This window comes from Methanobacterium sp. (assembly GCF_038562635.1).
Classification (GTDB): Archaea; Methanobacteriota; Methanobacteria; order Methanobacteriales; family Methanobacteriaceae; genus Methanobacterium_D.
On record NZ_JBCFBO010000002.1, the window covers coordinates 93,798 to 106,365 of the forward strand.

13 protein-coding genes and 1 pseudogene are annotated in these 12,568 nt (G+C 30.5%); 4 read left to right on the top strand and 10 right to left on the bottom strand.

The features are described 5' to 3' along the window. The first annotated feature begins 255 nt into the window (after positions 1-255). The 4 genes from AAGU07_RS12545 to AAGU07_RS12560 all read left to right on the top strand — a co-directional run bounded on the left by AAGU07_RS12545 (position 256) and on the right by AAGU07_RS12560 (position 3,915). Complete coding sequence (locus AAGU07_RS12545; protein ID WP_342459452.1) at positions 256-723, top strand: pyridoxamine 5'-phosphate oxidase family protein; 468 nt, start codon at positions 256-258, stop codon at positions 721-723. A 514-nt stretch (positions 724-1,237) separates the two neighbouring features. Then, on the top strand, positions 1,238-1,624 hold the full coding sequence (locus tag AAGU07_RS12550; RefSeq protein ID WP_342459453.1) for a nuclear transport factor 2 family protein: 387 nt from the start codon (positions 1,238-1,240) through the stop codon (positions 1,622-1,624). 537 nt (positions 1,625-2,161) lie between these two features. Continuing rightward, a complete protein-coding gene (locus tag AAGU07_RS12555; RefSeq protein ID WP_342459454.1) occupies positions 2,162-3,241 on the top strand; it encodes a hypothetical protein in 1,080 nt (359 codons plus the stop codon). 29 nt (positions 3,242-3,270) lie between these two features. Further along, positions 3,271-3,915 (top strand): HAD family hydrolase, encoded by a 645-nt coding sequence (locus AAGU07_RS12560; RefSeq protein ID WP_342459455.1) that lies wholly within the window; start codon positions 3,271-3,273, stop codon positions 3,913-3,915. A 332-nt stretch (positions 3,916-4,247) separates the two neighbouring features. Here the strand turns inward: AAGU07_RS12560 and AAGU07_RS12565 are convergent, their stop codons facing one another. The 10 genes and pseudogenes from AAGU07_RS12565 to AAGU07_RS12610 form a co-directional block, all read right to left on the bottom strand. Further along, complete coding sequence (locus AAGU07_RS12565) at positions 4,248-5,258, bottom strand: tetratricopeptide repeat protein (RefSeq protein WP_342459847.1); 1,011 nt, start codon at positions 5,256-5,258, stop codon at positions 4,248-4,250. Positions 5,259-5,360: 102 nt separating this feature from the next. Next, positions 5,361-5,489, bottom strand: a complete 129-nt coding sequence (locus tag AAGU07_RS12570; protein ID WP_342459456.1) for a hypothetical protein — start codon at positions 5,487-5,489, stop codon at positions 5,361-5,363. A gap of 185 nt (positions 5,490-5,674) precedes the next feature. Then, a complete protein-coding gene (locus AAGU07_RS12575; RefSeq protein WP_342459457.1) occupies positions 5,675-6,946 on the bottom strand; it encodes a tetratricopeptide repeat protein in 1,272 nt (423 codons plus the stop codon). A gap of 176 nt (positions 6,947-7,122) precedes the next feature. After that, positions 7,123-7,707 (bottom strand): tetratricopeptide repeat protein, encoded by a 585-nt coding sequence (locus AAGU07_RS12580; RefSeq protein WP_342459848.1) that lies wholly within the window; start codon positions 7,705-7,707, stop codon positions 7,123-7,125. Positions 7,708-8,032: 325 nt separating this feature from the next. Next, positions 8,033-8,776, bottom strand: a pseudogene (locus tag AAGU07_RS12585) (tetratricopeptide repeat protein); the annotation flags it as partial. 175 nt (positions 8,777-8,951) lie between these two features. Then, positions 8,952-9,416: a hypothetical protein gene (locus AAGU07_RS12590; protein ID WP_342459458.1), complete on the bottom strand. Its 465-nt coding sequence runs from the start codon at positions 9,414-9,416 to the stop codon at positions 8,952-8,954. Between the two features lie 290 nt (positions 9,417-9,706). Beyond that, positions 9,707-9,808: a tetratricopeptide repeat protein gene (locus AAGU07_RS12595; RefSeq protein ID WP_342459459.1), complete on the bottom strand. Its 102-nt coding sequence runs from the start codon at positions 9,806-9,808 to the stop codon at positions 9,707-9,709. Next, a complete protein-coding gene (locus AAGU07_RS12600; protein ID WP_342459460.1) occupies positions 9,808-10,998 on the bottom strand; it encodes a tetratricopeptide repeat protein in 1,191 nt (396 codons plus the stop codon). Before AAGU07_RS12600 ends, AAGU07_RS12595 begins: the two co-directional genes overlap by 1 nt. Before the next feature lie 75 nt (positions 10,999-11,073). Next, positions 11,074-11,403, bottom strand: a complete 330-nt coding sequence (locus tag AAGU07_RS12605; protein ID WP_342459461.1) for a cysteine peptidase family C39 domain-containing protein — start codon at positions 11,401-11,403, stop codon at positions 11,074-11,076. Between the two features lie 609 nt (positions 11,404-12,012). Beyond that, on the bottom strand, positions 12,013-12,531 hold the full coding sequence (locus tag AAGU07_RS12610; RefSeq protein WP_342459462.1) for a cysteine peptidase family C39 domain-containing protein: 519 nt from the start codon (positions 12,529-12,531) through the stop codon (positions 12,013-12,015). Positions 12,532-12,568 lie beyond the last annotated feature (37 nt).

Here is a 12,568-nt window from a genome sequence, read left to right on the forward strand (position 1 = left end):
CCAATAAAATAATCCTATACGTACTCCTTAAAAAAATATCATCTACAATCCTTTTAAACGTATTTTAGTCAATTTAAAATTATATAAACTCTCTCCCTACATCTCCCTTAAAAAAATAGTGATAATTGAAAAAAATATCATTAAAAATCATTTTAAATGTGTATTAGTTAAATTTAAATCAAATATTATATTAAACTGTTAATTGAAACTTTATTTCTTGTAGAAATTTATCCAAAATCAGGAGGAAAATAATTTATGCAATATCGAATGAGAAAACATCAGTTGAGCGAAGAAGAAATAACCAAACTCTTAACCAAACAACCAGTGGGCAACCTGGCAACCATAAATGAAAATGGATATCCATACGTGGTCCCTGTACATTTCACTTACCATGAAGGTAAAATTTACATCCATGGACTGCCAAAAGGACAGAAAATCAACAATATTCAGGCCAATGAAAAAGTGTGCTTTGAAACTTATTTCATGAAAGGTTTTATTCTCGATGAAAAACCATGTGATGTAAATACAGAATATGAAAGCATTGTTATCATGGGAACCGCGTCAATTATTGATAATTTTGATTTAAAAGAAGCAGTACTGAATAAGATTGTGAAAAAATATACTCCTCATTTAGAAGGGACCAAAATGCCCGATAATGTGATAAGGGGTACAGGCGTAATTGAAATAACTATTGAAGAATGTACAGGTAAATATTATAAATAAGCGTGGCTCTGTAAAAAAAGTTTTATTTTTATATTTTCCAATTTAAGATCTAAATTCATTAATTTTTCTTTTTTTTAGGAGATTAGATCGTTACTCCAACTTACTAATTGAGCTGCCAGCAGTAGCCTGCGGCGTTATATAAAATAACTGTTTAAAAACAGTAATGAGGTTATGTGATTAAAATATTTATAAATTTGACTTATTTATTTAAGTTGATGCCATAAATTGTAGATTATAAAGAATAAATAAAACACTCAAAAAACTAAGTTTTTTGGTGCCCTCGAACATTTCATGTTCGGGGCCGAGGAAAATTAGATTCCTTTTTAAAAGACAATAATTTAAAACTGATTTGCAGTTTAAATTCGGATGATTTAGAAGATAAATTCTTCAAAATGAACAGGGAACTATTATTGCTAAAGTGAATGGTACACATTGTATAACATATGCAATAAAATAAAAGGTATAAATTGTTTAAAAAGTAATTTAAATTAAATCAGTAACCAAGAGGCATATCATGAAAGAAAAACGAATGAAACAGATCATCGATGAATACATTAAAGCATATAACGAATTCGACGTTACAGGGATGCTTAGAAATGTCCATGAAGATGTTGAACTTAAAAACACCACAAATGGAGAAGTAAATGTCCAGCTTAAAGGTATTGACACCTTAAAGAAACAGGCCGAACAATCATTGAGCTTATTTGAAAAAAGAGAGTTGAAAATTATTGAACAGGTGATTGAAGGCAATACAGTAAAAAATAAGATTAATTTTAAAGGAGTTATCGCCATGGATTTTCCAGAAGGCGGCGTTAAATCAGGCGAACTCGTTAAACTAGAAGGCAAATCTGTTTTTCAGTTTGAAAAGGGTAAAATAATTTTAATTGAAGACGTAAGGTGAAAGTGAAATTATCCTTTTAACTTATTAAAATATGTTAAATTTTCTAAATATTTAATTTATTTAATCAAATTATAAAATTGCCTTTAATTAGAGAGGTAAGATAAAAAATTTCCTCTTAACCTGCTAAAATCTAACTAGCATTCATAAATATCCAATTTACTTAATCATGTACTATCTAATTATAAAATTGCCTTTGATCAGATAATAGAAATTTCCTCTTTTTAACGATTCACTAAATTAAGTTTTTCATTTAACTATTTTTTCTAGTTTTATAACAATTAGGTGTTTTATCACAATTCTTAAAATTCTGAAATTATTCACAAACACATTGTAACTATCCTGTAGACATGTGCATAAATGATTAAACAGATTAAATAAAGGATTTATTCATCAAAAGTTAATTAATCAAAAGTTATTAGTTAAAAAAATAGAACTTGAGAAGAATTAAATAAGTTACACGGCGATGTTTATGTTATCTAGCTTCGAAGTAATAACAAATCAGATTATAATAGATTATATCTAAAAAGGGGTCAAAAAATGAAACGTTTAATTGTAGGAGGAGCTGGCGGAACTCCTTCCAATAATTTCATCCAATCAATCAGGGAATCATCAGAAAAAGTATTTATAATTGGAATGACCAGCGATCCTTATGATCTCTGCAAGGCAAATGTTGAAAAACGCCATTTAATTCCAAATGCTATGGAAAAAGATTATTATTTAATTCTTGAAGAAATAATAAGCGAAAATGAACCTGAATTTATCCATGTACAAAATGACTTCGAAGTACTTGCAATATCTCGATTCAGGAACAAGCTGAAAAAAATGAATGTAATTACATGTTTACCCCGACATGAATCTGTAGAAAACTGCATCGATAAATTAAAATCATGGAAGATATGGGAAAAATCTGAAATTGAAGTTCCTAAATCATTAATTATCAAAGATGAAGACGATTTAAAGGAAGCTTTCAAAAATTTAGGGAATACAATCTGGATTAGATCGATTAAAGGAGCGGCAGGTAATGGTGCATTACCCACTTCAGATGTAGACTTTGCCAAAAGCTGGATCGATTATTTTGATGGGTGGGGTAAATTTATGGCAGCAGAATACTTAAGCCCTACCTCAGTTACATGGATGTCTTTATGGGACAGTGGCGAACTTATCATTGCACAGGGAAGAAAAAGACTTAACTGGGCGTTTAATGACCGAACCTTATCTGGAGTTACAGGTATAACTGGTACTGGAGTTACAGTATCAGACCATTTAGTGGATAAAATAGCCCAAAAAGCTATTTTAAGCGTAGATTCTAAGCCTCATGGCGTGTGGTCCGTAGATATGACCTACGATAGCAAAGGAATGCCGAATCCTACTGAAATAAATATAGGTAGATTTTTCACCACAAGTCTGTTTTTTACAAAATTAGGGCTTAACATGCCATATATATATTTAAAATTAGCTTTCGGCGAAGAATTACCTGAAATAAAGAAAAAAATAAACCCCTTACCTCCGGACTACGCATGGATTCGAGGAATGGACACCGAACCAGTTTTAACAAATATGAAAAAGATCAGTGAATACGAAAACGACCTGAAAAAACGCAGAAGTCTGTATATTTAAATTAGTACCGCAAAAGTTATCTATATCTAGTGGTGATTGAAATACCCGGAACTATTTTTTTAGATTTAGACGGAACCTTGTTAGATACTTCTCCAAGGCATTACAAACTATATCAAGATATCCTTAATAATAAAGGAGTATCAGAATCAAAAGTTTCCCTTGAAAAATTCTGGAACATGAAACGTGCAGGTATAAAAACACGTGATATTTTACCTGCATCTTTATCAAATGAGATTATAGACAGTTTTGAAAAGGAATGGCTGCAGAAAATAGAAAAAAAATCATACCTGCAGTACGATGAACCTTTTCCCAAAACAAAAAAGGTCTTATCCTGCTTAAATAAAGAATTTGATCTGGTTCTGGTCACATTAAGGAATAATACCGAAAATCTTCACTGGGAACTCTCAAAATTAGGCTTGCAAAATTATTTTAAAGCTATAATCTGCGGTGAAGGTCCTAAGAATAAATTAGTTGAAGACTATTTAATGGATAGTCCTGATGAGAAATGTATAATTATCGGTGATACTGAAGAAGATATAAAAACAGGTCTAGAATTGGAAATAATTACCATTTCGGTTACATGGGGAATAAGATCTAGGGGCTTTTTAGAACAGTTTAACCATGACTTTTGTATAGACAGTTTTCAAGAAATAATGGACATCGTTAATTTTTAATTGGATACATAAAAAACGGGTTAAATGATGTTTTTAGTTTTTAATTTACTGTCAAAAGTGTAATTTTGACGTCCCCCACTTTTCAATTCCATTGACTTCGTTATAGTGTACTATAACGAAGTTCAACTAAAATAATATCTAAAAATAGATTTTAAAATTAAACAAAATAACAAATTATTGCTTTTATAATGTCAATTGTTGAACACTGTTTAATCCATCTTTTCTACAAATTTTTGTATACAATTCATATTAAATTTAAAAATTGTTCATTTTATACAAATAATTAAAATATCTTTACAAATTTTAAATAAACTTCTAAAAAATAGAAAAAGTTAGATTTTATATTTTTTAGCTTTTAAAATCTCTTTTTGAGTATTTAAAGCAGGCTCAAAGCCCCGATTTATTTCTAAAGCTTTATTGAAAGATTCTATTGCTTCTTCATTTCTTCCAAGTTTTGTAAGAACATTGCCTTTTTTATAAAATGCATAAATATTTTCTGGATATAACATGATTGATTTATCAATGTGTTCCAGTGATTCCTGATATTTCCCCAGTTTTTCTAGAGTGTGACCTTTATTACACCATAACATAAAATTGTTTGAATCAAGTTCCAACGCTTTATCAAAACATTTTATCGCTTCTTCATATTTTCCCAGTTCTTTAAAGCTGAAACCTTTCTGATGCCATGACTCTGCATTCTTCGGGTTTATCTTTAAAGCTTTATCAAAACATTTTATTGCTTCTTGATGTTCTTTAATTCCTATAAATGCCAATCCTTTGCCCTGCCATGCATCTACAAATCTTGAATTTATAGATATGGCTTTATCGAAACATTCAATTGCTTCTTTATTTTTATTAATTTTTCCAAAAACCAGTCCTTTGTCATACCATGCATATATAAACTTGGGATTTATAGATATGGCTTTATCAAAACATTCAATTGCTTCTTTATTTTTATTAATTTTTCCAAAAACCAGTCCTTTGCCATGTAATGCTTCTATATATTTTGAATTTATATTTATAGCTTCATTAAAGCATTTTAAAGCATTTTCATATTCTCCCCAATTATATAGAATCACACCTTTATTTTGTCGTGATCTAAAATGTTTTGGATCTAATTTTGAAGCGTTATCATAAGATTTAAAAGCTTCATTCTTTTTACCAAGGTTTTCAAAAGCAACACCTCTATTATTCCAGAGTGTAGAATCTTCTGGATTTATTTTTAAACCTTGATCAAAATATTTAATAGCTTCATCATATTTACCATGATCTAGGCATTTATTGCCCTTTTTAATAAATGAATTTCCATCATTTTTAGTTTTAAAAATATTTAGTATTCCAATATGATAACCTCCTTAAAAAAAGGGAAGTTAGGCTGATATTAGAGTAACAGCCTATGAATATATTTAAATTGTGTACTTTTACTATTATTCCCAGAAATTTTTTTATGATCCTTTTAATGCCCTTCTTTTAACCTCTGCTATGAACTTTATTGTTTCAGAGCATGCATCAACCAAACCACCTACAATCACTGCACCTCCAGCTGTTGCACCAGCTATTCCGGAGGCAATCATACCGTGATCTCTATTCGCTATTCCGTTTACAATTGTCGTAACAGCTGTTGTAAAATAAAGACCAACATGGCCCCACTCTTTGGATCGGGCTTTGGATCTGCATTAGTTCCGATGGGTCCCTCCTTAGCTGCCAAGTATTCCCAACATTTTTCAACAAACCATTCATACCATGTTTTTTTGGTAAACTATTTTTTAGCTTCTAAAATTTCTTCTTTAGCTTTCAATGCAGGTTCAAACTCCGGATTTATTTCTAGAGCGTTATTGATAGATTCTATTGCCTCTTGATGTTTCTCAAGTTTTACAAAAACACGCCCTCTATCAACCCACGTTTCAACATCATTTGGATCTACCTTTAATACATCATCAAAAGATGTTAATGCTTCTTGGTAGTTACCAAGTTCAATCATAATGTTGCCTTTATTATACAATGTTTCCATATCATTTGGGTTTATTTTTAAGACTTTATCATAGCTTTCTACAGCTTCAGAATATTTTCCGAGATTTGCTAAGCTGTGACCTTTCTGAAACAATGCATTAACATTTTCTGGTTTTATCTCCAAGACTTTGTCAAAAGATTCCACCGCTTCTGGATATTTTTCCAGTTTTTCTAATGCATATCCTTTGTTAAACCATGCACCATCATAATTTGGATCTATTTTTAAAGCGTTCGAAATCTCTGATTTCGGCGCCATGAAATCATAGATTTCAATGGCCTTATCATAGATTTCTACTGCCTCTTGATATTTTCTTAGACTTAAAAGAGCATTTCCTTTGGCAATCCATGCATAAATAAATTCTGAGTTTGTTTTTAGGGCTTTATCGTAGCATTCTATTGCTTCTTTATATTTTTCAAGCTTTGTAAGGACATTTCCTTTACTATACCATGCATTTGTATTTTGTGGTTCCAATTTTAATTCCTTATCAAAGCAGTTCAATGCTTCTTGATATTTATCTAGGACTCCATATGTAATTCCTTTGTTATGTAATGCATTAACATGACTGGGATCACTTTTTAAAGTGTTATCATAGGCTTCTAATTCTTCTTCATACTTTCCAAGTTTTCCTAAAATCACGCCCTTATTATACCATGCCTCAACATATTTAGGATCTAATCCTAAAGCTTTAGTATAAGCCTTTAAGGCCTCCTGATATTTTCCAAGTTCTCCTAAAACAACACCTTTACCACACCATACATCAACAAAATCTGGATCTAATTCTAAAGCTTTATCATAAGCTTCCAAAGCATCACTATACTTCTCAAGCCTTTGTAAGACAACTCCTTTACCAAACCACGCATCAGTATAATGTAAATCTGTTTCTAATATTTCATTGTAACATTTCAATGCTTCCGCATAATTGCCACTATTAATCAGGTTGTAAGCTTTTTTAATCTGTGAATTTTTCTTAAAATTATCGAAAATGCCTATTATAAACACCTCCTTAAAAAAATATGGCATGTCAGTATTAGATATGTCTCTAAAATTTGGAAATATAGTTTTATTAATACAAGTATTGAAGTTATTTAAGCCTATTCTTAATTTTATTCGTTTAACTCACTGTATAAATAGGTTTTTTTATTTTGGTTTAAATATATCCTATTCAAATTACAAAAAGAGTAGAAAAAAGTTAGAATCTATTCTTTTTTAGCTTCTAAAATCTCTTTTTTAGCATTCAAAGCAAGTTCAAAATTTGGATCTAACTCTAAAGCTTTATCAAAGGATTTTAAGGCTTCTTGGATTCTATTAAGATATTTAAGTGCTATCCCTTTACTATACCACGCGCCTATACTATTTGGATCTAACATTACTTCCTTATCAAAGCAGTTCAATGCCTCTTGATCTTTTCCAAGAACCCCATATGCAATTCCTTTGTTATGTAACGCTTTAACATAATTTGGATCCAGCTCTAACACTTTATCATAAGCTTCCAAAGCCTTTTGATGTTTTCCAAGTTCTCCCAAAAGCACTCCCTTATTGTACCACACATCAATATAATTTGGATCCAGCTCTAACACTTTATCATAAGCTTCCAAAGCCTTTTGATGTTTTCCAAGTTCTCCCAAAAGCACTCCCTTATTGTACCACACATCAATATAATTTGGATCCAGCTCTAACGCTTTATCATAAGCTTCCAAAGCCTCATTATATTTTTCAAGCCTTTGTAGGACTACTCCTTTACCATACCATGCATTAGTATAATGTAAGTCTGTTTCAAGGATTCATTGTAACACTTTAATGCTTCTTGATACTTATGCTCATTAATTAAATTATAAGCTTTTTTAATCTGTGAATTTTTCTTAAAGTTATTGAATATGCCTATTATAAACACCTCCTCAAAAAAAGTCTAAAATAGTCTGATTTTAACCACTTTAAAGTAATGTGTTCATGAATGTGTTGTTCCCGTTTCAATCCTAAAATATACTGATTTTAAAAGGGTAATCTTTTTATTCTTTCGCTAAGATAGATCCCATTTTTCATGTACATAAAATTTATTTTATCCTTTTAAAAATTAAAATAAATTAGTAAATATCAAAAAATAGATAATTATTTTTTTGCTTCTAAGATTTCTTTTTTGGCTTTTAAAGATGGTTCATGTTTTGGATCAATTGTTAGAGCCTTATCAAAACATTCTATTGCTTCTTGAAGTTTTTCGAGTTTTGTAAATGCACTTCCTTTGTTATTCCATGCATAAATAAATTTTGGATCTATTTTTAGGGCTTTATCATAGCATTTTATTGCTTCTTGATATTTTCCAAGCTCTTTAAGGGCATTTCCTTTGTTGTATAATGCTACAATATCATTTGAATCTATTTTTAGGGCTTTGCTGTAGCTTTCTATTGCTTCATGATTTTTATCAAGTTTTGCTAATGTATATCCTTTATTATGCAACGCTTTAACATAACTAGGATTTATCGTTAGGGCTTTATTATAACATTCTACTGCTTCCATATCTTTATCAAGTTCTGTAAGCGCATTTCCTTTATTATACCATGCCGTAATATCATTTGGTTCTATTTTTAGGGCTTTATCAAAAGATTCAATTGCCTCACTGTATTTTTCAAGTTTTACCAGTGTATATCCTTTATTATACCATGCATCAAAATAGTTCGGATCTATTTTTAGGGCTTTATCAAAAGATTCAATTGCCTCACTGTATTTTTCAAGTTTCGCTAATGTGTATCCTTTATTATACCATGCATTAAAATAGTTCGGATCTAGCTTTAAAGTTTTATCATAGGCTTCTAAAGCTTTTTGATGTTCTCCAAGTTCGTCTAAAACAACTCCTTTGCTATACCATACTTAATATAATTTGAATCGATTTCTGAAATAATTTTATCATAACATTCTAAAGCTTCTTGATATTTACCCTGAGAAAATAATTTATGAGCTTTTTTAATAAGCGAATTCTTCTTAGATTTACCAAATAAACCTATTGTAAACACCTCCTTAAAATATGATAGATTTACGGTGATGTTTTGCCTTTATTGATTAATTTCTTCTCAAATAAATCCCTAGCAAAACTACCTGCACTACCAACAACAGCTCCAAACATAATTCCCATAAATATGAAAACAAAAACTGAGAATATATAAAGTCCAATAAGATAGATGGAATTATTTCCAAATGCGGATAAGTTTGTCAAAAAAGTAAAGGTAGTTTTTAAAAATATAAAGATACAACTTGAAAACATCCCTGACGCTCCCCTTCTTTCAGAAGCGGAATCAACATTCCATTTTTTGATAATAGGAAATTTTAGGAGAAAATTAGGTGGAAAAGCATCTTTTGATATTAAAAAAGATGCTACAAAACTGGATACCAGTAAAGGAATGAGGATATTGATAAAATAATTGTGGAAAGATATTTCTGAAATTAACCATGCACATATAATTCCAATTATAACTGATGTAGAAAATCCAAATATCTTCAAAATGATATCTCCATGTTTTTTTATAATTCCAATATGATTTTTTATTTAATTAAGTTAATATTACTCTTTAAGCCTACTAATTGAAATCTCCCTTTCTTGATCTAACCTGCAAAATATTAAGTACTGATGAATTCGAACTTTTCAAATAAATAAATTAAAGTTTAATAAGTGAATTCGTATCAAATAAACCTATTTTAAACATCTCCTTAAATAAACTAAATATAGAAGATGAATTTCATATATTCAAGTTGAATAAATTTAATGAGAATTAATCTATTCATTTTCATATTCTAAAATTTCTTTTTGGCCTTTAAAGCGAGTTCATATTCAGGATCAATCTCCAGAGCTTTATCAAAACATTCCAAAGCCGTTTGATACCTTCCTAACTTCACTAATGTCTCGCCTTTGTTATACCATATTTCCACATCATTAGATCTATTTCTAACGCGTTATTGTAACATTTTAAAGCTTCCTGATACTGTTCAAGTTGTATAAAAATAACTCCTTTATTATGCAATGCACTAACAAGTTTTGGATCTATTTCTAACGCTTTATCATAAGATTTTAAAGCTTCCTGATACTGTTCAAGTCTTTTAAGGACAACTCCTTTATTATACCATACTTCAGCATACTTTGGATCTAGCTCCAAAGCTTTATTATAATTTTTTAAAGCTTCCCGATACTGCTCAAGTAGTGTAAAGACAACTCCTTTATTATACCATACTTTAGAATCATTTAGATCTATTTCCAGAGATTTATCAAAACATTCTATTGCTTCATCGTACCTCTCAAGATACTTTAAAACATCACCTTTATTAAACAAGGCATCAAAGTGATTTGGATCTAGTTCTAACGCTTTATCAAAACATTCCAACGCTTCCTGATATTCTTCGTGCTGCATTAAAACAAAACCTTTAGCAAACCATACCTTTGCATTACTTGGTTCTAAATCTAAAGTTTTGTTAAAACATTCAATTGCTTTTTCATATTTACCGAATAATTCAAAAACAATGGCCTTATTAAACAAAGCATCCGCATATACTGGATTCAACTCTAAAGCTCTGTTGAAACAGTCAATTGCCTTCACATAATTACCCAATTCTCTAAAAGCATTCCCTTTATTATACCAAGCTCTTAAAAACTCCGAATCCAATTCTATTACTTTATCATAACACTCAATTGCATCACCATACCTACCAATATTATAAAGAGCATTCCCTTTATTGGTCCATGCTCCCAAAAACTCCGGATTCAATTCCATTACTTTATCATAACACCCAATTGCATCTTCATATTTGTCTAACTCTTGTAGAATATTTCCTTTATTATACCATGCTTTAAAATATTCAGGATCTAATTTAATGGCTTTTTCATAACATTTCAAAGCATCTTGAGATCTTCCGAGCTTTCCAAAAATCACTCCTTTATTATACCATGCTTTAGCATAATTTGCGTCTATTTCTGAAATAATTTTATCATAGCAATATAACGCTTCCTGATATTTACCCTGATTTTCAAATGTAATTCCCTTTTTAATAAGTGAACTCTTCTTAAAACTGTCAAATAATCCTATTTTAAACACCTCCTAAAAATATAGAAATGGAGCATTTAAATTCCGCCAATTGGAAAACTGATATAATTCTTGTTACCTAATAGTTCAATTAGTAGTGTTGGTTGTGTTATTACCATCTTCAGGTAATTCTGTAGGTCCAATTGCATCAACTGCTTCCCAGATAGCCCAAGCTATACCTTGAGAAATTCCAGTTGTACCGTTTATACTTGTTATAACGCTGAAGTGATAAAGCCCACCTACAGTCAAAAGCACCATATAACCCAGTTTAAGTTGATCCACGGGTAGTATCATGCCAGTTGCATTTAAGCCCTTAACTTGCGCTGCATGCACTAATCCATACATTGTAGTTCCATCTTTATCTGTACCTGCTAATTGGGCAAGTTCGGCTTCTGTGGTGTAAATTTCATTACACAAACAGATTATCAATCATGAATAATAATTTATAGTCAATAATTTTCCTTAAAGATATTGGGTTTAAAAAGTAATGAAATGACAACAACATATGCTAAAACTCCAAAAGCAAAAAATGCGTATTCTCTACTGTTCTGCAGATATATTAATTTATATAAATAGTTATCAATCAATATTAGACTTTGAACTACTATTATGGATAAAAAAATTACGTAATAAATAACACGATTATAATTAATGAGCCTAGATATAGAAATCAATACTCCTATAATGCCCAAACAAAGTACTAATAATCCAGGATTTCCTGAAGATAAATAATTGAAAAATACACCAACTAATACCATTAGCATGATAATAACAAAATTTCTTTTGTTCATTTCCTTTGCCTCTTTAATTCATAAAAAAGTATTAAATAAAGTGTCTAATAAAACACTTTATTTAACATAGATGTATCCTGTTATTTACTCTTTTTCTTATAGAAAAGTATCCATGTTTATCACTGAGTAAATCATTTGCTCATAATCATCCACTCCATACTAAAAGTCTATACAATTTACATATCCCTCTCCTGCTCCAGTGGGATTAGGATCCGGATTAACAATCTTGGTAAAGTCAGTTGAATAGATGCCCGTTGCAGTGAAAATTCCTGTTTAAACCTGTAAAAGAATTATTTAGATAAATAACTTTCTCCCAATGCCAACTTCCTTTGATATTCCTCATCTCATCGTCAGTTAATATTGTAGCGTTTGCTGGTGCTTGCTCATTAATTAACAATGCAATTCCAATATAGAGTTCATTGAATTTGTCTCTTGTCATTTGAATGTTTCCAAGGTTAGGGTCGAATAGGTAAACTGTTGTATTGGTGATATTTTGCACGACGTCGAAGTGATTAACTCCATTGATGGATAGAACTACTATATTGTTGGTCAAAAGTTGATCAATAGTTAGTCTTGCTCCTATTGCAGTTACTCCTTTGGATTGTGCTGCTATCTTTAGGCCATATAAACTAGTTCCAGTTTCGTCTGTACCTGCCAAACTTGCAAGTTCATCCTGTGTTGCGCTGATCCCCATGTTATTTAGGACTGTAGCGAGACTTGCAGGTCCACAATCCCAGATGTCACTTTGTATCACAACTCCTGTGGTGTTTATTTGTTGTATATCTGCAATT

Excerpts from the sequence above, each read along its gene's own strand:
- AAGU07_RS12545 (WP_342459452.1), top strand. The coding sequence starts at position 256 with ATGCAATATCGAATGAGAAAACATCAGTTGAGCGAAGAAGAAATAACC.
- AAGU07_RS12550 (WP_342459453.1), top strand. The coding sequence starts at position 1,238 with ATGAAAGAAAAACGAATGAAACAGATCATCGATGAATACATTAAAGCA.
- AAGU07_RS12555 (WP_342459454.1), top strand. The coding sequence starts at position 2,162 with ATGAAACGTTTAATTGTAGGAGGAGCTGGCGGAACTCCTTCCAATAAT.
- AAGU07_RS12570 (WP_342459456.1), bottom strand. The coding sequence starts at position 5,489 with ATGATTGCCTCCGGAATAGCTGGTGCAACAGCTGGAGGTGCAGTGATT.
- AAGU07_RS12575 (WP_342459457.1), bottom strand. The coding sequence starts at position 6,946 with ATGCCATATTTTTTTAAGGAGGTGTTTATAATAGGCATTTTCGATAAT.